24 protein-coding genes are annotated in these 22,882 nt (G+C 52.9%); 9 read left to right on the top strand and 15 right to left on the bottom strand.

Features of this window, described 5'->3' with window-relative positions:
- Positions 1 to 9 precede the first annotated feature (9 nt).
- The gene (gene fadA / locus D9742_RS20010) at positions 10 to 1,173 is read left to right on the top strand and encodes an acetyl-CoA C-acyltransferase FadA (RefSeq protein WP_130209482.1); all 1,164 of its coding nucleotides are present in this window, start codon (positions 10 to 12) and stop codon (positions 1,171 to 1,173) included.
- Between the two features lie 190 nt (positions 1,174 to 1,363).
- On the opposite strand, the gene fre is transcribed toward fadA, so the two are convergent.
- Both fre and ubiD read right to left on the bottom strand, forming a co-directional pair.
- Complete coding sequence (gene fre / locus D9742_RS20005; protein WP_130238007.1) at positions 1,364 to 2,065, bottom strand: NAD(P)H-flavin reductase; 702 nt, start codon at positions 2,063 to 2,065, stop codon at positions 1,364 to 1,366.
- A 45-nt stretch (positions 2,066 to 2,110) separates the two neighbouring features.
- Entirely contained in the window at positions 2,111 to 3,604 is a 1,494-nt protein-coding gene (ubiD, locus tag D9742_RS20000; RefSeq protein ID WP_130238006.1) for a 4-hydroxy-3-polyprenylbenzoate decarboxylase, read from the bottom strand.
- Between the two features lie 166 nt (positions 3,605 to 3,770).
- Here ubiD and rfaH point away from each other — a divergent pair, with 166 nt between their 5' ends.
- A complete protein-coding gene (gene rfaH / locus D9742_RS19995; RefSeq protein WP_130209478.1) occupies positions 3,771 to 4,259 on the top strand; it encodes a transcription/translation regulatory transformer protein RfaH in 489 nt (162 codons plus the stop codon).
- Here the strand turns inward: rfaH and tatD are convergent.
- The 8 genes from tatD to rmuC form a co-directional block, all read right to left on the bottom strand.
- Positions 4,256 to 5,038, bottom strand: coding sequence for a 3'-5' ssDNA/RNA exonuclease TatD (gene tatD / locus D9742_RS19990; protein ID WP_130238005.1), 783 nt, complete (start codon positions 5,036 to 5,038; stop codon positions 4,256 to 4,258). The two genes, rfaH and tatD, sit on opposite strands and share 4 nt — an antisense overlap.
- Before the next feature lie 41 nt (positions 5,039 to 5,079).
- The gene (gene tatC / locus D9742_RS19985) at positions 5,080 to 5,856 is read right to left on the bottom strand and encodes a Sec-independent protein translocase subunit TatC (protein WP_000109937.1); all 777 of its coding nucleotides are present in this window, start codon (positions 5,854 to 5,856) and stop codon (positions 5,080 to 5,082) included.
- Between the two features lie 2 nt (positions 5,857 to 5,858).
- A complete protein-coding gene (tatB, locus tag D9742_RS19980) occupies positions 5,859 to 6,374 on the bottom strand; it encodes a Sec-independent protein translocase protein TatB (RefSeq protein WP_130238004.1) in 516 nt (171 codons plus the stop codon).
- A gap of 3 nt (positions 6,375 to 6,377) precedes the next feature.
- Positions 6,378 to 6,647, bottom strand: a complete 270-nt coding sequence (gene tatA / locus D9742_RS19975) for a Sec-independent protein translocase subunit TatA (protein WP_130209472.1) — start codon at positions 6,645 to 6,647, stop codon at positions 6,378 to 6,380.
- Between the two features lie 78 nt (positions 6,648 to 6,725).
- Positions 6,726 to 8,366: a ubiquinone biosynthesis regulatory protein kinase UbiB gene (gene ubiB / locus D9742_RS19970; RefSeq protein WP_130238003.1), complete on the bottom strand. Its 1,641-nt coding sequence runs from the start codon at positions 8,364 to 8,366 to the stop codon at positions 6,726 to 6,728.
- Positions 8,363 to 8,968 carry a ubiquinone biosynthesis protein UbiJ gene (gene ubiJ / locus D9742_RS19965; RefSeq protein ID WP_130238002.1) on the bottom strand — a complete coding sequence of 202 codons (606 nt, stop codon included), beginning with the start codon at positions 8,966 to 8,968 and terminating at the stop codon, positions 8,363 to 8,365. Before ubiJ ends, ubiB begins: the two co-directional genes overlap by 4 nt.
- A gap of 13 nt (positions 8,969 to 8,981) precedes the next feature.
- On the bottom strand, positions 8,982 to 9,737 hold the full coding sequence (ubiE, locus tag D9742_RS19960; protein ID WP_000227958.1) for a bifunctional demethylmenaquinone methyltransferase/2-methoxy-6-polyprenyl-1,4-benzoquinol methylase UbiE: 756 nt from the start codon (positions 9,735 to 9,737) through the stop codon (positions 8,982 to 8,984).
- 94 nt (positions 9,738 to 9,831) lie between these two features.
- Positions 9,832 to 11,259: a DNA recombination protein RmuC gene (gene rmuC / locus D9742_RS19955; RefSeq protein WP_130238001.1), complete on the bottom strand. Its 1,428-nt coding sequence runs from the start codon at positions 11,257 to 11,259 to the stop codon at positions 9,832 to 9,834.
- Between the two features lie 215 nt (positions 11,260 to 11,474).
- Here rmuC and D9742_RS19950 point away from each other — a divergent pair, with 215 nt between their 5' ends.
- The 4 genes from D9742_RS19950 to D9742_RS23190 are packed head-to-tail and all read left to right on the top strand — an operon-like array spanning position 11,475 to position 14,077.
- Positions 11,475 to 12,242, top strand: a complete 768-nt coding sequence (locus D9742_RS19950; protein WP_130238000.1) for an IclR family transcriptional regulator — start codon at positions 11,475 to 11,477, stop codon at positions 12,240 to 12,242.
- Positions 12,243 to 12,265: 23 nt separating this feature from the next.
- On the top strand, positions 12,266 to 13,270 hold the full coding sequence (locus D9742_RS19945; protein WP_130237999.1) for a 2-dehydro-3-deoxygalactonokinase: 1,005 nt from the start codon (positions 12,266 to 12,268) through the stop codon (positions 13,268 to 13,270).
- Positions 13,260 to 13,889, top strand: coding sequence for a 2-dehydro-3-deoxy-6-phosphogalactonate aldolase (locus D9742_RS19940; protein ID WP_130237998.1), 630 nt, complete (start codon positions 13,260 to 13,262; stop codon positions 13,887 to 13,889). Before D9742_RS19945 ends, D9742_RS19940 begins: the two co-directional genes overlap by 11 nt.
- A gap of 11 nt (positions 13,890 to 13,900) precedes the next feature.
- The gene (locus D9742_RS23190; RefSeq protein ID WP_165382793.1) at positions 13,901 to 14,077 is read left to right on the top strand and encodes a hypothetical protein; all 177 of its coding nucleotides are present in this window, start codon (positions 13,901 to 13,903) and stop codon (positions 14,075 to 14,077) included.
- A 160-nt stretch (positions 14,078 to 14,237) separates the two neighbouring features.
- Here D9742_RS23190 and udp read toward each other — a convergent pair whose 3' ends face one another.
- A complete protein-coding gene (gene udp / locus D9742_RS19935) occupies positions 14,238 to 15,002 on the bottom strand; it encodes a uridine phosphorylase (RefSeq protein WP_000045178.1) in 765 nt (254 codons plus the stop codon).
- Positions 15,003 to 15,263: 261 nt separating this feature from the next.
- On the opposite strand from udp, the gene D9742_RS19930 reads away from it, so the two are divergent.
- On the top strand, positions 15,264 to 16,079 hold the full coding sequence (locus D9742_RS19930) for a dienelactone hydrolase family protein (RefSeq protein ID WP_130237997.1): 816 nt from the start codon (positions 15,264 to 15,266) through the stop codon (positions 16,077 to 16,079).
- A 36-nt stretch (positions 16,080 to 16,115) separates the two neighbouring features.
- Here D9742_RS19930 and metE read toward each other — a convergent pair whose 3' ends face one another.
- Positions 16,116 to 18,377: a 5-methyltetrahydropteroyltriglutamate--homocysteine S-methyltransferase gene (metE, locus tag D9742_RS19925; protein WP_130237996.1), complete on the bottom strand. Its 2,262-nt coding sequence runs from the start codon at positions 18,375 to 18,377 to the stop codon at positions 16,116 to 16,118.
- A gap of 117 nt (positions 18,378 to 18,494) precedes the next feature.
- Here metE and metR point away from each other — a divergent pair, with 117 nt between their 5' ends.
- The gene (gene metR / locus D9742_RS19920; RefSeq protein ID WP_130237995.1) at positions 18,495 to 19,448 is read left to right on the top strand and encodes an HTH-type transcriptional regulator MetR; all 954 of its coding nucleotides are present in this window, start codon (positions 18,495 to 18,497) and stop codon (positions 19,446 to 19,448) included.
- Here metR and bioP read toward each other — a convergent pair.
- The 3 genes from bioP to pldB form a co-directional block, all read right to left on the bottom strand.
- Entirely contained in the window at positions 19,336 to 20,235 is a 900-nt protein-coding gene (bioP, locus tag D9742_RS19915; RefSeq protein WP_001196238.1) for a biotin transporter, read from the bottom strand. The genes metR and bioP overlap by 113 nt on opposite strands.
- 75 nt (positions 20,236 to 20,310) lie before the next feature.
- On the bottom strand, positions 20,311 to 21,111 hold the full coding sequence (gene yigL, locus D9742_RS19910; protein WP_130237994.1) for a sugar/pyridoxal phosphate phosphatase YigL: 801 nt from the start codon (positions 21,109 to 21,111) through the stop codon (positions 20,311 to 20,313).
- Positions 21,112 to 21,118: 7 nt separating this feature from the next.
- Positions 21,119 to 22,141: a lysophospholipase L2 gene (pldB, locus tag D9742_RS19905; RefSeq protein WP_130237993.1), complete on the bottom strand. Its 1,023-nt coding sequence runs from the start codon at positions 22,139 to 22,141 to the stop codon at positions 21,119 to 21,121.
- Between the two features lie 110 nt (positions 22,142 to 22,251).
- On the opposite strand from pldB, the gene rhtB reads away from it, so the two are divergent.
- Positions 22,252 to 22,872, top strand: coding sequence for a homoserine/homoserine lactone efflux protein (gene rhtB, locus D9742_RS19900; RefSeq protein ID WP_130237992.1), 621 nt, complete (start codon positions 22,252 to 22,254; stop codon positions 22,870 to 22,872).
- The last annotated feature ends 10 nt before the right edge of the window (positions 22,873 to 22,882 follow it).

The raw sequence follows: 22,882 nt of genomic DNA, 5'->3' as shown, positions 1-22,882 counted from the left end.
GGAGTCACAATGGAACAGGTTGTCATTGTCGATGCAATTCGCACCCCGATGGGCCGTTCGAAGGGCGGTGCTTTTCGTAACGTGCGTGCGGAAGATCTCTCCGCTCATTTAATGCGTAGCCTGCTGGCGCGTAACCCGGCGCTGGAAGCGGCTGCCCTCGACGATATTTACTGGGGCTGTGTACAGCAGACGCTGGAGCAAGGTTTTAATATCGCCCGCAACGCGGCGCTGCTGGCAGAAGTGCCGCACTCTGTCCCGGCGGTTACCGTCAATCGCTTGTGTGGTTCATCCATGCAGGCATTGCATGACGCAGCACGAATGATCATGACTGGCGATGCGCAGGCATGTCTGGTTGGCGGCGTGGAGCATATGGGCCATGTGCCGATGAGTCACGGCGTCGATTTTCACCCCGGCCTGAGCCGCAATGTCGCCAAAGCGGCGGGCATGATGGGCTTAACGGCAGAAATGCTGGCGCGTATGCACGGTATCAGCCGTGAAATGCAGGATGCCTTTGCCGCGCGGTCACACGCCCGCGCCTGGGCCGCCACGCAGTCGGGTGCATTTAAAAATGAAATTATCCCGACCGGTGGTCACGATGCCGACGGCGTATTGAAGCAGTTTAATTACGACGAAGTGATTCGCCCGGAAACCACCGTGGAAGCCCTCGCCACGCTGCGTCCGGCGTTTGATCCGGTAAGCGGTACGGTAACGGCAGGTACATCTTCTGCGCTTTCCGATGGCGCAGCTGCCATGCTGGTGATGAGTGAAAGCCGCGCCCGTGAATTAGGTCTTAAGCCGCGCGCCCGCGTGCGTTCGATGGCAGTCGTTGGTTGTGATCCGTCGATTATGGGTTACGGCCCGGTTCCGGCCTCGAAGCTGGCGCTGAAAAAAGCGGGGCTTTCTGCCAGCGATATCGGCGTATTTGAAATGAATGAAGCCTTTGCCGCGCAGATCCTGCCATGTATTAAAGATCTGGGGCTAATGGAGCAGATTGACGAGAAGATCAACCTCAACGGTGGCGCGATCGCGCTGGGTCATCCACTGGGTTGTTCCGGTGCGCGTATCAGCACCACGCTGCTGAATCTCATGGAACGCAAAGATGCCCAGTTTGGTCTGGCGACGATGTGTATCGGTCTGGGCCAGGGTATTGCAACGGTGTTTGAGCGGGTTTAACCACTTGCCGGATGCGGCGTGAACGCCTTAACCGGCCTACCGATCCGGCACCAATGTAGGCCTGATAAGACGCGCCAGCGTCGCATCAGGCATCATGCACCGATTGCCGGATACGACATAGATCTAAATGCCACTGTATAAAATTTTAGTTGCCGTTCTTCCCGCCTGTCAGGGGCGGGTTTTTTATGGCTTAGATAAACGCAAACGCATCGCCAAACAGGCGATCTTCCCGCGCATTACGCTCATTGCAGAACAGGTCACGGGCGATTTTCGCCATCTCAAAGCGACCAGCAATATAGATATCATGCTCCGCCAGCGTACCGTGATCCTGCAATACCGCTGTTAATACCGTACCAGTACGACCGCGCCAGCCCGCTTCTGGTTGTTCAACCACCGGCACCACACGCAAACCAGGATGCTTCAGAGAAAGCGCCTCAAGCTCGGACAAATCATAAAGGTGTTGCTCTTCACGCCCGCCCCAGTAAATGGTGATATCACGGTTTGGGTTACGCGCCAGCGCTGTCAGCAAAATCGAGCGCGCATAAGAGAACCCGGTGCCGCCTGCAATCAAAATCATCGGACGTTCTTCATCATCGCGCAGCCACGCTTCACCGTGGGGAATATCCACCAGGATTTGATGATCTTTGAGGATGCGATCCATAACGGCTTTGGCGTAGAGGTTGATTTCCGAAGCGCCAATGTGCAGCTCAATGAAACCTTGTTCATTCGGCGTCGAAGCCATTGAGAACGGGCGTTTGTCGCGCTCGTCCATCACCACCATCAAATACTGACCAGCACGGAAAGAAAAGGCCGCGTCTGGCACGATGCGAACACGATATACGGTATCCGTGATAGCTTCTACCGAGGTCACTTTACAGCTTAAGGTTGTCATGCGCTTTCTCTGTCGGATCGATAAATAGGGCAAAACAAACGCGCATCAGGCGCTTTTACCGTTGTTAAAAATAGCCAGTTCATCCCAGATGGCGTCAATATGTGCGACAACGTCCGGATCTTTTTTGATGGGACGTCCCCATTCACGCTGGGTTTCCCCTGGCCATTTATTCGTGGCATCCAGCCCCATTTTTGAACCCAGCCCGGAAACAGGCGAGGCAAAATCCAGATAATCAATAGGCGTATTTTCTACCAACACCGTATCCCGCGCTGGGTCCATACGGGTGGTAATGGCCCAAATCACATCGTTCCAGTCGCGTGCGTTGACATCATCATCGCAGACGATCACGAACTTAGTGTACATAAACTGGCGTAAGAATGACCAGACGCCCATCATGACGCGCTTTGCGTGTCCAGCGTACTGTTTTTTGATTGTCACTACCGCCAGGCGATAAGAACAGCCTTCCGGCGGCAGATAAAAATCAACAATTTCCGGGAACTGTTTTTGCAGAATCGGCACGAACACTTCGTTCAACGCCACGCCCAGTACCGCGGGTTCATCTGGCGGACGCCCGGTATAGGTGGAATGGTAAATTGCATCTTCACGCTGGGTAATATGCGTCACGGTAAATACCGGGAAACTATCGACTTCGTTATAGTAACCGGTATGGTCGCCATACGGCCCTTCCGGCGCAGTTTCGCCTTGTTCGATATACCCTTCCAGCACAATTTCTGCACTGGCAGGCACTTCGAGGTCATTGGAAATACATTTTACCACTTCGGTTTTGGTGCCACGTAGCAATCCGGCAAAGGCGTATTCCGACAACGTATCCGGGACTGGCGTCACTGCACCGAGAATGGTTGCTGGATCAGCACCCAGCGCCACAGAAACCGGGAAACGTTCGCCCGGATGCGCCGCGCACCACTCCTGATAATCCAGCGCGCCGCCGCGATGCGACAACCAGCGCATAATCAGTTTGTTTTTACCAATCAGCTGCTGGCGATAAATGCCCAGATTCTGCCGCTCTTTATGCGGGCCGCGCGTTACGGTCAGTCCCCAGGTAATCAGCGGTGCGGCGTCTTCCGGCCAGCAGGTCATAATGGGAATGCGATTGAGATCGACGTCATCGCCAGTGACGATTTTTTGTTGGCAAGGCGCCCCGCGCAGTCGCTTTGTCGGCATGTTCAATACTTGCTTAAACTGCGGCAGTTTATCAAACAGGTCGCGGAAACCTTTTGGCGGCTCCGGCTCTTTCAGAAACGCCAATAATTTACCGACTTCACGCAGCGCCGAAACATCTTCCTGGCCCATGCCCATCGCCACGCGCTTTGGTGTACCAAACAGGTTGCACAGCACCGGCATCGAATAACCTTTGGGGTTTTCAAACAACAACGCAGGTCCACCGGCACGCAGAGTGCGGTCAGCAATTTCAGTGATTTCCAGATGCGGATCCACCGGGAGCGTGATACGTTTTAGCTCACCCTGCTGTTCAAGCAGCGTCAGGAAGTCGCGTAAATCGTTATATTTCATGGCGTCCATTGTAGCCTCTTAATCTTCGCCCATTATACGGCGTTCATCTTCGCGATGCTGTAAATTTGTTAAATTAGCGTGAACTCTGACGGCATAACGCAAACCGGGGAATATAATTAACTTAGCGTAAAGCTTTTGCTATCCTTGCGCCCCGATTAAACGGATAAGAGTCATTATGCAATCCTGGTATTTACTGTACTGCAAGCGCGGGCAACTTCAACGTGCCCAGGAACACCTCGAAAGACAGGCGGTGAATTGCCTGGCGCCGATGATCACCCTGGAAAAAATCGTGCGAGGCAAACGTACCGCAGTCAGTGAACCATTGTTCCCCAACTACTTGTTTGTGGAATTTGACCCGGAAGTGATTCATACCACAACCATCAGTGCTACCCGCGGCGTCAGCCACTTTGTGCGCTTTGGCGCATCGCCGGCGATAGTCCCATCTGCAGTAATTCATCAACTGTCGGTGTATAAACCGGAAGACATTGTTGATCCGGCGACGCCATATCCTGGTGATAAAGTGATTATCACCGAAGGCGCTTTCGAAGGTTTTCAGGCCATTTTCACCGAACCCGACGGCGAGGCTCGCTCTATGCTATTGCTTAATCTTATCAATAAAGAGATTAAGCACAGCGTGAAGAACACCGAGTTCCGCAAACTCTAGAACGCAATCCTAAATAACTTTTTGACATTGGCATCCGTGGTGGCAGCCAGCCATGCGGCATCTTCCCCACGCCAGTGCGCAATACGTTGCAAAATATGGGGCAGACAGGCTGGCTCATTACGCCGTGACGATGGCTTCGGCGTGAGATCGCGCGGAAGCAAATACGGTGCATCTGTCTCAACCAGCAATTTCTCTGCCGGAATAAATGGCAACAGTTCCCGCAGCTCTAGTCCGCGTCGTTCATCGCACACCCAACCAGTAATGCCGATATAAATTCCTCGCGCCACGCATGCCTGCATCTCTTCGCGTGTGCCGGTAAAACAGTGCAACACCGCACCAGGCAGTTTATCCAGCCACGGTTCCAGCAGTGTCATAAACCGCTCGTGGGCATCACGACAGTGCATAAATACCGGCATATTTAACTCTGCGGCAATGCGCAACTGGGAGACAAAAGCGCGTTCTTGCTCTTCCGGCGTGGAAAAGTTGCGGTTAAAGTCGAGGCCACACTCACCAATCGCCACCACTTCTGGCTGCGCGGCCAATTCAATAATCGCTTCTTCGGTCGTAGCTTGCCACTGACTGCTGTCATGAGGATGCACACCCGCCGTTGACCAACAGGACGAATACTGACGCGCCAGCTTTTGCGCCTGCTGGCTTTCGCGCAGGTTAGTGCCGGTGATGAGTAGCCCATCAACTCCCGCGTCAAAAGCGCGCGCTACGACATCATCACGGTCTTTCGCAAATTGCGAACTGGTTAGATTAACGCCAATATCAAACATCCTGCACTCCATATGACAACCGCCCTGACGGGCGGTTGAGTTTATTCTTCAGTTTTTTCGCTTTCTGCTTCAGCGTCGTTTTCTTCTTCCCGGTTTCGGCCTTTACCAACATAAAAGCGCGAGAAGAAGACACCAATTTCAAACAGGCAGTACATCGGGATCGCCAGCAGCGTTTGCGAGAAGACATCCGGTGGCGTCAGCAGCATCCCGACGACGAATGCACCAACCAGCACATACGGACGTTTTTTGCGTAAGTCCTCTGGCGAGGTAATCCCCATCCAGCACAGCAGCACAATCGCCACAGGCACTTCAAAGGAGATACCAAACGCCATAAACAGCGCCATCACGAAGCTCAAATAGCTGGCAATGTCGGTGGATACTTGCACCCCTTCAGGCGCGGTATTGGCAAGGAAACCAAACGCCAGCGGGAAGACCACGAAATAAGCAAACGCCATGCCGATATAAAACAGCAGAGAACTGGAAACCAGCAGCGGCACCACAAGGCGACGTTCGTGCTTATACAGTGCAGGAGCGATAAATGCCCACACCTGATAGAGAATCACCGGCGCTGACAGAATCAGCGACACCATAAAGGTCAGCTTGATTGGCGTAAAGAACGGCGAGGCCACGTCGGTGGCGATCATCGTTGAACCTTGCGGCAACTGCTTGATCAACGGCGCGGATACCAGGTGATAGATATCATTGGCGAAATAGACCAAACACAGGAATATCACGATCACCGCGATAATGCAGTTCAGCAGACGCTTACGCAGCTCAATCAGATGCGTGATAAGCGGTTGAGTATCTTCTACAGACATGTTTACGGTTTATCACTCGACGAAGGGGAAGGTGCAGCGGTTTTCGGTTCAGCGTCCGCAGCAGGTTTTACCACCGGCTCTGGCGTGGTTTCAGGCTTCTGTTCCGGCGAACTGGCCTGCGTTTGTGGAGCGGCAGGCGTTACGCCTTCATGCGCAGCCTCATTGTCTTTCACCACGGGGTTATGAATGGTGTGCGCTTCATCGCTCGCCTTTTCAGGGTCATTCGCAACGTAGGAACGCTTCATCGACTCCGCAGCCTGGCGCAGTTCATCCATTGACGCTTTCAGTTCGGGCGTCAAGTTGGTGAGACTCGCCTTTTCAACCTTTTTCAGGCTGTCCTGAAACTCCTGGAGTTTTAACTCCTGGGTCAGTTCGTTCTGCACCGTTGTCGCCAGTGAACGCAACGCGCGAATCCAGCCCGCTACCGTTTTTACCGCCACAGGCAGTCGTTGCGGCCCCAGAACTACGAGGCCGATGATGAATACCAATAGCAGTTCGCTAAAACCGATATCAAACACGGATTACACCTGCTCTTTATCGTGGCGCTTCGCGTCTTCTGTTTTAGCCTGTTCCTGATTCGCATCCGCCTGCTTATCGGCGATAGTTTTCGCAGTAAAATCAGCATCCTGACTGGTTTTATCCTGCTTTGGTTCATCATCGCTCATTGCTTTTTTAAAGCCTTTGATCGACGCACCAAGATCGGAACCGATGGAGCCGAGCTTTTTGGTGCCAAAAAGCAGTACAACGATGACGGCAATAATCAATAACTGCCAAATACTGATACCACCCATACAAGTTCCTCTGTGGTAGATGATGATTAAACAAGGCCGCATTATACGTTACACGGCCCGCCTTGAGCGATGAAAAAATCAGCGTGTTTTGCGCCAACCGACAAACCAGGCGATCAGACCGGCCGCCATTAACCAGCCGGGCATCAGCCCCCATTCAGGTCGGCTGACCAACAAGAATGTGCTGCTTAATACTAACGTCGCGCCAATTCCGAGAAAATAACGCGATTGCCCCTGACGTATGTGATTTGACTGAAGCTCGCGCGCAATCTTATCAACACTGTGTTGTAAATACTTGCCCTGGCGCAAACTGTCGTAAACCAGCTCAGGCAGTTCTGGCATTTTTTCGACCCAGAACGGCGCTTTTTCCTTAAATGCTCTCACCAACGCAGGTATTCCGACCTGATCTTTAATCCACGACTCCAGAAAAGGCTTCGCCGTTTTCCATAAATCGAGCTGTGGATAAAGCTGGCGTCCTACCCCTTCGATGTAGAGTAAGGTTTTCTGGAGTAACACCAGTTGCGGTTGCACTTCCATATTGAAGCGACGCGCCGTATTAAACAGATTTAACAGCACATGTCCAAACGAAATTTCTGCCAGTGGTTTTTCGAAAATAGGTTCACAGACAGTACGAATGGCAAATTCGAACTCTTCGACGTTGGTATCTGGCGGAACCCAGCCTGAATCGACGTGCAGTTCAGCCACTTTGCGATAGTCGCGGTTAAAAAAAGCGATAAAGTTTTCTGCCAGATAACGTTTATCTTCTTTGTTTAGCGAGCCGACTATCCCGCAATCAATGCCGATATATTTCGGATTTTCCGGGTGTTCATAGCTTACGAAGATGTTGCCTGGGTGCATATCGGCATGAAAAAAGCTGTCGCGAAAGACCTGAGTGAAGAACACCTGCACACCGCGTTCCGCCAGCAATTTCATGTTGGTGCCGTTTTTCTCCAGCGCCGCAACATCAGAGACCGGAATGCCGTAAATGCGCTCCATCACCATCATCCCTTCACTACAATAGTCAGGGTAAACTTCCGGGATGTAGAGCATCGGGCTGTCTTCAAAATTGCGTCGTAACTGAATGGCGTTGGCAGATTCGCGCAGCAAGTTCAGTTCATCAATCAGCGTTTTTTCGTACTCGCGCACCACTTCAGTTGGACGTAAACGGCGGCCATCCGGCAGCAAACGCGGCACCCAGCGAGCCAGACGGTAGATAAGTTTCAGGTCCGCTTTAATCACCGGCAAAATGTCCGGACGGATGACTTTAATCACCACATCTTTGCCATTCGATTTCAGTCGTGCGGTATGAACCTGGGCGATAGAAGCCGACGCCAGCGGCTCGATTTCAAAATCGTCAAACCACGCTTCCACCGGCAGACCGCCCATTGCAGCTTCAATCTGTTGCTTCGCCAGTCGGCCATCAAACGGGGCGACTTTGTCCTGCAATAACGCCAACTGATCAGCAATATGCGGCGGAAAAAGGTCGCGACGGGTAGACAACATCTGCCCGAACTTGATCCATACCGGCCCCAGCTCTTGTAGCGCCAGTCGCAGTCGCTCACCTAACGGTTTATCTTTATGCCGGTTCGGCATCCAGAAAAGGGTGTATCGCCATAGCCGCAGCGGCAGGGTGATACGCATGTTGGGGATCAGTTCATCAAGTCCGTAGCTTAGAAAGGTGCGAATGATGAAATATAGGCGCCGTACTTCACCTGGCGTCATTTAGCCTCCAGTTTTTCCAGCCGTTTGGTCAGGGCATCAACAGCACGCTCGACGGCAGCCGTCTCTTCCGCAAACCAGGCCACTTCAAGCGGACCTGGCGCCATACGCCACTCTTCGGTGATAGCATCCGCCACGTAACGTTGCTGGCGTTTAATACCGTGATGCAGGAACTTCGCACCGCCGCGCAGGGCTTTGCTGATTCCTTCAGCGGCGATATCACCGGTATAAGGGGCCAGCAGTTCAGCAGGGTCAAACTCGGCCAGATCTGCCAGTGCAACAAAATTCTGAACCACCTGAATATCGCCCTGCACTTCCAGCTCACCGCTACGAATTAGCGCGGCAAGCTGCTGGCGATCGCGAAGTTTCGGCAACACGCTGGCGTAGGCAATAACGGTGCAATCAGCATCGCCTGCCCATTCGCCCAGCACATCGACCTGGCGTTCACTAAACACCAGAATTAGCGACGTCGAAAAGCCTTTTACCTCCACGCGCAATACTTTACCCAGCAGACGCGAGCGGGCTGTTTTCAGCGCGGGTGAGCGATACAGGAAAGTGTTGAGCAGACTTTCAATTCCTGCCGTCACTAAAGGTTTAAAAGGCATAGTCGTACTCCTGTCAGAACTTATAACCACGATGCAGCGCCACAACCCCTGCCGTCAGGTTGTAATAATCGACACTTTCGAATCCTGCATCCTGCATCATGGCCTTCAGGGTATCCTGATCGGGATGCATACGGATGGATTCGGCCAGGTAGCGGTAGCTGTCGGCATCGTTCGCCACCAGCGAGCCAATACGCGGCAGCACGTGGAAGGAGTATGCGTCATAGGCTTTGCTTAACGGCTCGATAATCGGTTTCGAGAACTCAAGCACCAGCAGGCGGCCGCCCGGTTTCAGCACGCGATACATCGAACGCAGCGCTTTATCTTTGTCGGTGACGTTACGCAAACCAAACGAAATGGTGATGCAATCAAAGGTGTTATCCGGGAACGGCAGCGCCTCTGCGTTCGCCTGAACATACTCAACGTTGCCAATCACACCGATATTACGCAACTTCTCGCGGCCCATTTTGAGCATGGATTCATTGATATCAGCGAGGACCACTTTGCCAGTCTCACCGACCAGGCGGGAGAATTTCGCCGTCAGATCGCCAGTACCGCCAGCCAGATCCAGCACGGTCTGCCCGCGACGCACGCCGCTGCAATCAATAGTGAATCGCTTCCACAAACGATGAATACCAAATGACATCAAATCATTCATAACATCGTATTTCGATGCCACGGAATGAAAAACATGAGCGACCATGTCCGCTTTTTGCTCTTTCGCGACGGTCTGAAAACCAAAGTGCGTCGTTTCTTGTGACTTATCCACCATCTCAATGCCTGCTCATCAAAAAATTGTTCCAGAAGTGTAACAGATTGGGCGTCGATGCCCTAGATATCTACCCGGCTTAACTACCCCTAATGGGCTAGCGCGACTGCTGATTATATTCATCATCGCGTTGATAAGCTTCATCATTCGGCTGCCCAGGAACCGACCGAAGTCGATACTCTTCATCCTGGCTCACCGCCTGTTCAGCCAAATCCGGGTTAATCTCGCGTTTAATTTCTACCCCTAAACCGCGAAACGCTTCTGCCTGCGCCAGCACATTTCCGCGACCTGAAGAGAGTTTTTTCATCGCCTGGCGATAGTTATCCTGCGCTTTGTCCAGACTTTGACCAATCGCGGACATATCATCAATAAACAGACGCATCTTGTCGTACAGCTTGCTGGCGCGATCGGCGATTTGCTGGGCGTTACGGCTTTGATGCTCATAACGCCAAAGGTTGGCGATAGTACGCAACGCCACCAGCAGCGTGGTGGGGCTAACCAGCATTATGTTGTTCTTTAATGCTTCGGTGATCAGCTCCGGCTGGCGATCAAGCGCCAGTAAAAAAGCGGGTTCCACAGGGATAAACATCAGCACGTAATCCAGCGTTCGTAGCCCCGGCAGCTGTTGATAGTCTTTGCGCCCAAGCAAGCGGATGTGATTACGTACCGAAGCAATATGCTCCTGCAATGCGCTTTCGCGTGTGTAGTCGTCTTCCGCGTTGAAGTAGCGTTCATAGGCGACCAGCGTCATTTTGGCATCGATCACCACATCTTTCCCCTGCGGTAGCCGCACGATGACATCCGGCTGCATCCGCGAGCGGGCGTCATTTTCGATGCTGACCTGGGTTTCGTATTCATACCCTTCACGCAGTCCGGAAGCCTCCAGCACCCGCGTCAGTACCACTTCGCCCCAGTTCCCCTGGGTTTTATTATCGCCTTTCAGCGCGCGGGTCAGGTTGATCGCTTCCTGAGCCATTTGCGCGTTGAGTTGTTGTAGATTACGAATTTCGTGAGTCAGAGTATGGCGTTCTTGTGCTTCTTTACCAAAGCTGTCCTGTACCTGTCGGCGAAAACCATCCAGTTGTTCACGCAGCGGCGACAAAAGACTGTTCAGACTCTGGCGATTTTGTTCATCTACCCGGCGATTACTGTGCTCAAAAATACGGTTGGCGAGATTTTCAAATTGCTCGCTCAAACGCTGCTCGCTGTTGATCATCTGGCGGATTTTATCGTCAGCGTGTTGCTGTGCGGCTTCCATCCGCGTGGTTACTTCACGCAGGTCGGCCTCCAGCGAGGTGTTGATACTTTGCAGACTACGCACTTCGTTATTGAGCAATTCACACTCTGCGCGCCAGTGCTCACTTTGGGTAATCTGTTGTTTTGCCGCACTTAACTCCGCGACCATCTCTTCACGTTCGGCTAATTGCTCGGCTTTTTGCTGCGCATGCTGATAACTGGCAAACAGCCAACCGATGGCCACACTGACCAGCGCAATAATGGCATAAACGATGATTGAGAAATCCACAAAGCCTCCTGACGCAACAACTTACCCGCACAAAATAGAATTGTGCTGTACAAACGTCCAGTTTGAAAGGTATTTCCTGCGAGGCGCTACGCAAAACGATCGTTTATTTTGCTTATTTTATCCCACAATATGAGACTGAGTTTATATTGTGGGACGCATCACCTTTTCCCCTCTTTATTCTGTGAAACACTCAGCAATATCCTCAGGAGATACCTATGGCAGAAACCTCTTCAACCACCGCAGGCGCACAAACGTTATTACGCGGGTTAGCGGTTATTAATGCTGTTTATAACGGTTGCCATGACCTGAAAAGTATCGGCGAGTTCACCGGCACGACGCGGAGTACAACTCATCGTTTAGTCACTGTTTTGGTGGAGCAACGCTATCTGCGCCATGTCCCAACACAGGGCTACCAACTGGGCGCCAAGCTGATCGAACTCGGTGCCAGAGCGCTGGAAAGCACTTCATTGCATGAAGTTGCGCAGCCCGTTTTGCAGCGTCTGGCCCGTTACACCCTGGACACTGTGCATCTGGGTATCGTTGAAAGCGACGAAGTGCTGTATCTGGAGAAGATAAACAGTCAGCGCGGGCTGGAGATGCGCTCACGTCCTGGGCATCGCATGCCCCTGGCGATTACGGGAATCGGTAAAGCGTTGATCCTCAACCGAACAGAAGATGAGTGGCGCACACTATTTTTGACTTGTGGTGATGAAACAAAACTGGGCGCATTTATACAAAACATGCGCCGTTATGCCGCCAGTGGTTTTGCTTTTGATCTGGAAGAGAACGAGCCCACTATCCGTTGCGTTGCAGCGCCGGTTTACAACGCCCGGAATGAAATTGTGGCGGCCATTTCTGTCGCCAGCACCACCACATATATGTCGCTGGCGCGCCTGGAAGAACTGGCACCTTACGTCAAATCCTGTGCAGCAGAGATATCCGCTGAACTGGGCTGGGGTAAGCACGTCCGCAAAGATAATTAAACCACGACGAAAGGAAACGGCTAATGTCGGGAAATACCTCATTTATTGCCCTGGACTGGGGAACGTCATCGCTTCGGGCATGGCGTTTTGGTGACTCACCAGATCCACAAGAAAAACGTGAATTCCCTTGGGGGATCATGAAATTACCCTCCCAGGCAGCAACACGTGAGGAAGCTTTCCACGATACATTTTTACGTGTCTGTGGCGACTGGCTGGCACAATCCCCCTGCCCGGTTCTGGCTTGCGGTATGATCGGCAGCGCGCAAGGGTGGCAACCAGCGGCTTATTTACCTTGCCCGGTCACTCTCGATGGCCTGGCAAAGCAACTGACGCCGGTTATCCACCAGCAGCAGACAATGTTGCACATCATTCCTGGCGTGATTAAAGAAGGTGAAATGCCCGAAGTGATGCGTGGCGAAGAGACACAAATTTTCGGTGCCATCGCAATGGAACCTGCCCTGCAAGACGCAATCCGTCAGGGTGTGCCGGTGCTGATTGGCTTACCCGGCACACATGCGAAATGGGCGGTAGTTGAAAACAACACCATTACCAATTTCCGAACCTTTATGACGGGCGAGTTATTTGATGTTTTATCCCGCCATTCGATTCTCGGCGCCACCATGCGTCCGGGAGACGAACCGCACTGGGATGCCTTTGCCCATGGGCTGACAGCGGCGCTTGAGCATCATCAGACCGGATTATTATCAACGCTGTTTTCGACCCGTTCGCGCCTGCTGACCGATAATCTTACCCCGTCCTCACAGGGCGATTACCTTTCCGGATTACTGATAGGCCATGAATTATGTGGTCTGGCATCCAGTTTGCTACGTGATTTACCCGCCACAACACCGATAGCCTTAATCGGTAGCGCCACCCTGAACAGCCGCTATTCACGGGCGTTCAGCCACGTTTTTCCCGACAGACAGCTACACGCCATTCCTAATGCCACTGAACAGGGATTATGGCGAATCGCCCACGCTGCCGGGCTACTCTCCACCAACGCCAGGGAATGTACTCATGCCATTTAATACGCTTTTGCAAAAAACCGGGTTAGTCGCCATTTTACGCGGCGTAAAACCGGATGAAATTGTCGCCATCGGTGAAAAGCTGTATGCCGCCGGATTCCGCCTGATTGAGATTCCCATGAACTCGCCGGAGCCGTTGCAAAGTATCAGTTTACTGCGCGATGCCCTGCCTAAGGACTGCCTTGTCGGAGCCGGCACCGTGCTTTCGGTGGAGCAAGTAGTCTCGGTTAAAGAGGCTGGAGGTCAGATAATTGTGATGCCGCATTGCGATACTGCGGTGATCCGTCGCGCCCGTGCGCTGGGTATGTATTGCGCGCCTGGCGTCGCCACGCCCACCGAAGCCTTTGCTGCCATTGAACATGGCGCCAATGCCATCAAGCTGTTCCCGGCTGAGCAAATTACGCCAGAAGTCACCAAAGCCTGGCGTGCGGTTATTCCGCAATCCGTTCCGATGTTACCGGTTGGCGGTATCACACCAGAAACCATGGCGCGTTATCTAAGCCACGGCGCAAACGGCTTTGGCCTGGGTTCTGCGCTATATCACCCCGGCATGACGCCAGAGCAGGTCTATGAAAATGCAGTACTGTTTATGAACGCATGGAACAATTTAAATAATAAATAACTGAACAGAGGATGCAGCCAACCGCGGAGATGTCGCATTCAGGGGGGGCACTCGACTTTCTGTATACCCGACCGATCCCCCTGGCATTGCTGACTCTGGCAGCCTTTACGCTACTGACGCCAGTAATCCGCAAAATTATGCGATTACTCCCCAACGTTGGGGAGTGTGAGGCTGATGACCAACTCTAAATAGCCTGATGCGCTGTGCTTATCAGGCCTACCACAGAAATGCAACGAATTGAATTTGCATACTTTTGTAGGCCTGGTAAGGCGTTCACGCCGCATCCGGCATGAACAAAGCACACGTTAACAACAATCGGAATGCTCCCCAACGTTGGGGAGCGTTTTTTTATTTCAGCAGACGACGCGCCGCTTCCACCACGATTTTCACCGCATGGCTTTCAGTTTGTTTCATCGTCTCAGCATTCGGGATCTCTTGCTGGGTGCGGTTAACGATAACGCCCGCCACCATACCCGCACGCAGGCCCTGGCTTGCGCACATGGTCAGCAACGTTGCAGATTCCATTTCATAGTTCATCACGCCCATCGCCTGCCACTCTTCCATAGAACCTTTAAAGTGACGGACTACGCGACCAGAGTATGTGTCATAACGTTCCTGGCCTGGGTAGAAGGTGTCGGAAGAAGCAGTCACACCAACGTGGGTGGTCGCACCAATGGATTTCGCAGCTTCTACCAGTGCGGTCGTACATTCGAAATCAGCCACAGCCGGGAACTCCAGCGGAGCGAAATGCAGGCTCGCGCCATCCAGACGAACAGACGCTGTAGTGACCAGTACATCACCAACATTAATATGCGGCTGAATAGCACCAGTCGTACCGATACGCAGGAAAGTGCGAATGCCCAGCTGTGCCAGCTCTTCAACAGCAATAGAAGTAGACGGACCGCCGATACCGGTAGAGCAGACAATAACAGGTTTACCATCCAGCTCTGCGCGCCAGGTGGTGAATTCGCGGTGAGATGCCAGCTTAACCGGCTTATCCATCAGCGCGGCGATCTTTTCCACACGATCCGGGTCGCCAGGGACGATGGCAAGCGTAGCCCCTTGTAAATCGTTTTTAGTGAGGCCGAGATGAAAAACATCAGACTTGGACATATACAACTCCTCTGTGAATCGGTTTAGTCAGAAGAAGCAAAAAGACACTTTACCGAAGGATTTAACATTTTTTCGTGACACCCATCACCATGACGCAAATGTGTTGCATGCATTTACCTGATAAAGGTGATTTAAATCACATAAATAACTCTTTACCGTGTGTTGTTGCATAAAAGATGAGCCGATTAAGGCAATGTGATTTGTTGCATGCTGACTATAGTTAACATTGCGCAAAATTTTTATAAGGGTACGGAGAATACCATGGCAACAACACAACAATCTGGATTTGCACCTGCTGCATCGCCCCTCGCCTCAACCATCGTTCAGACTCCGGAAGATGCGATTGTGGCAGGGTTCACCTCTATCCCTTCGCAAGGGGATAACATGCCTGCTTACCATGCCCGCCCAAAGCAAAACGATGGCCCACTGCCAGTGGTCATTGTAGTGCAAGAAATTTTTGGCGTGCATGAACATATCCGCGATATTTGTCGCCGTCTGGCGCTGGAGGGGTATCTGGCTATCGCACCAGAACTCTATTTCCGCGAAGGCGATCCGAATGATTTCGCCGATATCCCAACGCTGCTAAGTGGTCTGGTGGCAAAAGTACCTGACTCACAGGTGCTGGCCGATCTCGATCATGTCGCCAGTTGGGCGTCACGCAACGGCGGCGATGTCCATCGTTTAATGATCACCGGTTTTTGCTGGGGCGGACGCATCACCTGGCTGTATGCCGCACATAATCCACAGTTAAAAGCCGCAGTGGCGTGGTACGGCAAACTGACGGGCGATAAGTCGCTGAATTCACCGAAACAACCTGTTGATATCGCAACCGATCTTAACGCGCCGGTTCTCGGCTTATATGGTGGTCAGGATAACAGCATTCCGCAGGAGAGCGTTGAAACGATGCGTCAGGCGCTGCGGGCTGCTAATGCGAAAGCAGAGATTATCGTGTACCCGGATGCCGGGCATGCGTTCAACGCCGATTATCGTCCGAGCTATCATGCCGAGTCAGCGAAAGACGGCTGGCAGCGAATGCTGGAATGGTTCAGGCAGTATGGTGGGAAGAAGTCACTGTAATGAGAAAAACGGGTGGCGTTGCCACCCGGGCTGTATTTACCCCCGACGCAAGTTCTGCGCCGCCTGTACCATGTTCGCCAGCGCGGCGCGGGTTTCTGGCCAGCCGCGCGTTTTCAGGCCGCAGTCCGGGTTGACCCACAGGCGCTCTGCCGGAATGCGTTTTGCCGCTTTCTTCAGCAGGGCTTCAATCCATTCCACGCTCGGTACGTTTGGCGAGTGAATATCATAGACGCCTGGACCGATTTCATTCGGATAATCAAACTCTTCAAACGACTCCAGCAACTCCATGTCAGAACGCGATGTTTCGATAGTGATGACGTCTGCATCCAACGCCGCAATCGAATCCATGATGTCGTTAAACTCGCAGTAACACATGTGCGTGTGGATTTGCGTGTCATCTTTCGCCACAGCGGCGTTGATGCGGAAAGCTTCCACGCCCCACTGGAGATAGGCATCCCAGTCGCTACGACGCAGCGGTAAACCTTCGCGCAGTGCCGGTTCGTCAATCTGAATAATACCAATCCCTGCCGCTTCCAGGTCCGCCACTTCATCACGCAGCGCCAGCGCAATTTGTTTGGCGATGGTTTCACGGCTGACATCTTCACGCGGGAACGACCAGCAGAGAATCGTCACCGGGCCAGTCAGCATCCCTTTCACCGGTTTGTCGGTCAGCGATTGTGCATACTTCGCCCACTCTACGGTGATCGGTGCCGGGCGGCTAACGTCACCAATAACAATCGGTGGCTTCACGCAGCGGGAACCGTAGCTCTGTACCCAACCGTTTTGCGTAAAGACAAAACCGTCGAGGTGCTCACCAAAGTATTCCACCATGTCGTTACGCTCGGCCTCGCCATGTACCAGCACATCCAGTCCCAAACGTTCCTGCTCAACAATGGCCTGCTTGATATGTTCCGCAATGCCCGTGCGGTAGTTATTGGCGTCAAGATTGCCCTTTTTGAAATCCAGACGCAGGGTACGAATTTCCGTGGTTTGCGGGAAGGAACCAATCGTGGTGGTCGGCCACGCTGGCAGTTTAAAACGCGCACGCTGGGCTTCAGCACGCACTTCATAGACATTCGCACGCTGACTGTCCTGCGCGGTGATCGCCGCCAGACGCTTTTCTACCGCCGGATTATGGACGCGGGTAGAGTGGCGGCGCGCCTGAATCGGGGCGCTCCACTCTGCCAGAGCTGCCGTGTCACCACTGTTCAGCGCATCGCGCAGCAGTGCCAGTTCATGGCATTTTTGTAGGGCGAAGGCAAACCAGCTTTTCACTTCTGCATCAAGACGCGTTTCCACGCTCAGGTCGATGGGGCTGTGCAGCAGTGAGCAGGAAGATGCCAACCACAAATCACGTTTGCCGACAATGTCCTTAATTTGCGCATATTTCTCGGTAAGATCGGCACGCCAGACGTTACGACCATTGATCAGACCCGCAGACAGCAACCAGTCAGAAGGCAAACGCTTGTGCAGTTCGGCTACGTCATCTTTACCATGCACGAGGTCAACATGCAGCCCCTGAACAGGCAGCGCAGTAATCGTGTCGAGGTTTGGCGTTACGCCTTCAAAATAGGTGGTCAGCAGCAGTTTCACCTGGCCCTGGAGCGCGTCGTAAGCGGGTTTGTATGCGTCCAGCCACACCTGCGGCAGTTCCAGTACCAGTGCGGGTTCGTCGATCTGTACCCACTCAATGCCGCGTTTTGCCAGTTCTGCCAGCACTTGCTGATAAACCGGCAGAATGTCGTTCAGCAGGCTCAGGCGGTCAAACTGTTCACCTTTCACTTTACCCAGCCACAGCCAGGTAATCGGCCCCAGCAGCACAGGTTTCACCTTGTGGCCCAGCGCCAGCGCCTCGTCCACTTCCTCCAACAGCTGCGTCCAGGTCAGTTTGAACTGTTGGCCTTTAACGAACTCCGGCACCATGTAGTGATAGTTAGTGTTAAACCATTTGGTCATTTCCGCCGCCGCCGCAGGTTCGCCAGTCGGCGCACGTCCACGACCAATACGGAACAGGGTGTCGATATCTACCGAACCATCTTTGTTCTGGTGACGCGCCGGAACGTTACCCAGCAGCAGACTGGTGGTCAGTACATGATCGTACCAGGCAAAATCGCCCACTGGCAGCAGGTCGATGCCCGCTTGCTTTTGTTGATCCCAGTGACGAGCACGTAATTCACGCCCTACTGCCAGCAGTTCTTCACGCGTGGAGTTCCCCGCCCAATAACTCTCTTGCGCTTTTTTCAGCTCGCGACGCAGGCCAACGCGAGGAAAACCGAGGGTGTGATTAAGAATTGTCATTATATGCCCCTTGTGGAATTTTTAGTATTTAGACGTCCAGATGTTTACACATCCATATTTGCCAGTTACTGTATATTCCTCAAGCGCAAATTATTCATGCCGAAGTGAAGGACTTTCATGATCGAAGTAAAACACCTGAAAACGCTACAAGCGTTGCGGAACTGCGGCTCGCTCGCAGCCGCTGCGGCGACGTTGCATCAGACGCAATCCGCCCTGTCTCACCAGTTTAGCGATCTGGAACAACGTCTTGGCTTCCGGCTATTTGTGCGTAAAAGCCAGCCGCTTCGCTTTACACCGCAGGGAGAAATCCTGTTGCAACTGGCAAACCAGGTGCTGCCGCAAATCAGCCAGGCACTACAAGCCTGCAATGAACCGCAGCAGACACGACTGCGCATTGCCATCGAGTGCCATAGCTGTATTCAGTGGCTGACACCTGCGTTAGAAAAATTCCATAAGAACTGGCCGCAGGTGGAGATGGATTTTAAATCAGGCGTAACGTTTGACCCGCAGCCTGCGTTGCAACAGGGCGAGCTGGATCTGGTGATGACATCCGATATTCTGCCGCGCAGTGGCCTGCATTATTCGCCAATGTTCGATTATGAAGTGCGTCTGGTGTTAGCACCTGACCATCCACTGGCGGCGAAAACGCGTATCACGCCGGAAGATCTCGCCAGCGAGACGCTGTTGATTTATCCGGTGCAGCGTAGCCGACTGGATGTCTGGCGGCATTTTCTTCAGCCCGCGGGCGTCAGCCCCTCACTGAAGAGCGTCGATAACACCTTATTGTTGATTCAGATGGTTGCCGCGCGGATGGGCATTGCCGCCCTGCCGCACTGGGTGGTGGAGAGTTTTGAGCGCCAGGGTCTGGTAGTAACCAAAACCCTGGGCGAAGGATTGTGGAGCCGACTGTACGCCGCGGTGCGCGATGGCGAGCAGCGTCAGCCTATTACAGAAGCGTTTATTCGCTCAGCGCGCAATCACGCCTGCGATCATCTGCCGTTTGTGAAGAGCGCGGAGCGACCCACTTACGATGCACCCACAGTGAGGCCAGGATCACCAGCGCGCCTGTAATAAACGTTGGCCAGTGCGGCTGTTGGTGCCAGATAGCCAGGTTAACCAGCAACCCTGCCGGAACGTGCATATTATTCATAATGCCCAACGTTCCGGCATCCACCTGCGTCGCGCCGTAGTTCCACATAAAGTAGCCAATCCCGGAAGCCACCACGCCAAGAAACACCAGAATTCCCCATTGCAACGTGGTTTGCGGCATTTTCTGCGCATTTCCCAGCAAGAACCATGCAATCACCGCCACCAGGAACGCGCCAAGATAGAACCACGCAAAGGCGTTATGCTGCGGCATCGGGCGAGTTTCCATCAGGCGTTTGTAACCCACCATGCCGATGGCAAAGGTGATATTAGAGAGCTGCACCAGCAGCAGGCCGGTCCAGAAATGGTCCGTCACCTGATCGTAACGGATAATCCCGGCGCCAATCACCGCCAGCAAGGCGCTGAATGCATAGCCCCAGCGCAGGCGGCGCTTGCTCATGATGTCATAAATCAGCGTGATGTAGAGCGGCGTCAGAACAGTAAATAACAGCAGCTCGGAAACCGTCAGGTAGAGATAAGCACGGAAACTCAGCATATACATCACGCCAAGCTGCATCGCGCCCACCAGCATATACAAGCCGACCGTTTTCAGGCTATTACCACGGGTACGCAGAAACGGCAGAAAAACGAGTGCCGCCAGGCCAACGCGCACCAGCACCGCAAAATAGCTGTCGACGTGGCCCGCAAGGTACTCGCCATAAAAGCTAAAGGAGAAGGCCCACAGAATAGTGGTGATGATAAGTAGCGCCACAATGGAAAACTCTTTGATTAACGAGTATCCATTGTAGCGAAGTATCCGGTTGACAACTGACCAAATAAAGAACGATTACGATAAATAGAGCTTACGCAGATAATGTGGCACTGCGTCTTCGGCGTTAGTACCAATCACTTCCAGCTCTGGATGAAGATCTTTTAGCCGCTGATGCGCGCTGCCCATGATGCAGCCTTTACCCGCCATCGACAGCATTTCGGCGTCGTTCATGCCATCGCCAAAGGCAATGCAATCTTGCAGGCTGTAGCCCAGTTTCTTCGCTACCGCTTCCAGGGCATGGCCTTTTGAAACGCCGCCAGCCATCACTTCCAGACAGGTTAAGGTAGAGAAACTGACGTTGACGCGATCGCCCCAGCGAGCGTTAATCGCCTGCTCCAGTGGCAACAGTTTTTCATGAGAATCACTGGTGAAGAAGACTTTGCTGACGCCTTCTGGTTCCAGCAATCCCGGCTCATACAGCGCGTAATTGAACACCGCCTCTTTGAAAAAGCGCATCTCTTCCGGGCGATGGCGATTCATAAACCATTCATCATCGCGATAAACGTTAGTAATGATGTCCGGGTTGTCGTTGACCACACCAAACAGATCGCTGGCGATGTCGCGATCCAGGTTATGAGCAAAAATCAGATTGCCATCCAGATCGTGAACGCGCGCGCCATTGGAGGTGATCATGTAAGACTTAATCTCCAGATTATCGCGAATTTGCCCCACGTCGACGTGGTGGCGACCGGTCGCAAACACAAAGTTGATACCGCGTGCGGTAAGCAGCTTCAGAGTTTCTTTGGCGTAAGGGGATAACGTATGGTCGGGGGAAAGTAACGTACCATCTAAATCAGACGCAACAACCTGATACATAAGAAATTTAAACCTCTATAGAGCGGTTTCCGCTGGGTGAGTTATGCCTGTTGAAAAATTCAACGATGGCGTGGAGCGCGACTGAGCGCATTGCGTCCTTTTCAAAAAGGATCTCGTGGTACGCACCTTTAATTACCAACGGTCGACCTCCTTCTACAGGATGGCCCGCGGCGGTGCGGAGTTCACAAAAACGGTCGTGCATGCGGTTATCCACCACGCGCTCTTCTTCAGCCTGCAAAAGCAGCGTTGGCGTGGCGTCATCACCTGCTCCGGCTAACACCTGTTCTCCGGCCAGAATACTTTCGCGTACCCAATGGTAGGTCGGCCCGCCGACACGAATCGTTGGGTCATCAGCATAGAAGCGTAGATTGCGCCGATATCGCTGCCTGCTGTGGGTAAGCACATTGATGGCAAACGGCAAGGCGCGCCAGCGCCCGGTGCCTATTGCATAGCCATCACGGAAACGTGGATGCGCTTCGGCCCAGTTGAGGATCTGCCGTGCCATAAATGACGGCATACGAATCACGATCCCAAACATTGGCGCAGTTAGCGCAATGGCGTCACATACACCTGGATGGCGTTGCAGAAATAATGTGGAGATCGCACCGCCCATCGAATGTGCCAGTATATAGCGTTTACTCCACGGACCGGGCTGAACCTCTTGTTGCCAGAATGCCGCCAGATCATCAACATAATCATCAAAGCGATTAACATGCCCGAGATGCGGATCGGCTAGCAGGCGACCAGAACGCCCTTGCCCGCGATGGTCGATGATTAATACGTCAAACCCCAGGTAAAACAGGTCGTAGGCCAGTTCCGCATATTTTACATAGCTCTCAATACGCCCTGGACAGATGACTACCACCCGGTCATGGTGCTGTGCGCGAAAACGGACAAAGCGCACCGGAATGTCATCCACACCAGTAAACTCTGCTTCATCACGCTGACGCCAGAAATCAGTCAGCGGTCCCATGGTAAAAGCAGCAAACGCTTTTTCTCTTGTTTCCCAGTCTTTTTGCTGCTGAAACATCGGGTAATCTGCCTCTTAAACCACGTAAAATCGTTTTTTTAAGCGTGCCTGACACAACGCTGCGACAGTAGCGTATTGTGGCACAAAAATAGACACACCGGGAGTTCATCATGACTTTAGAATGGTGGTTTGCCTACCTGCTGACATCGATCATTTTAAGCCTGTCGCCAGGCTCTGGCGCAATCAACACCATGACCACTTCCCTTAACCACGGCTATCGTGGTGCAGTGGCGTCTATTGCTGGTTTACAAACCGGGCTGGCGATTCATATTGTGCTGGTTGGCGTGGGATTAGGGACGCTGTTTTCCCGCTCGGTGATTGCTTTTGAAGTGTTGAAGTGGGCGGGAGCGGCTTACCTGATTTGGCTGGGGATCCAGCAGTGGCGTGCCGCTGGTGCAATTGACCTTAAGTCGCTGACTCCGACCCAGTCACGGCGTCATCTGTACCGACGGGCCGTGTTTGTGAATCTCACCAATCCCAAAAGTATTGTGTTTCTGGCAGCACTATTTCCGCAATTCATCATGCCGCAGCAGCCGCAGGTTATGCAGTATATCGTGCTCGGCGTCACCACCATTGTGGTCGATATTATTGTGATGATCGGTTACGCCACCCTCGCCCAACGGATCGCGTTATGGATAAAAGGGCCGAAACAGATGAAGGCATTGAATAAGATTTTCGGCTCGCTGTTTATGCTGGTGGGAGCGCTGTTGGCATCGGCGCGACATGCTTGAAAAATAATGT

This window comes from Escherichia sp. E1V33 (assembly GCF_004211955.1).
Taxonomy (GTDB): Bacteria; Pseudomonadota; Gammaproteobacteria; order Enterobacterales; family Enterobacteriaceae; genus Escherichia.
The sequence above is the reverse complement of the archived record's forward strand: the minus strand, read 5'-3'. Positions and strand labels throughout refer to the sequence as shown.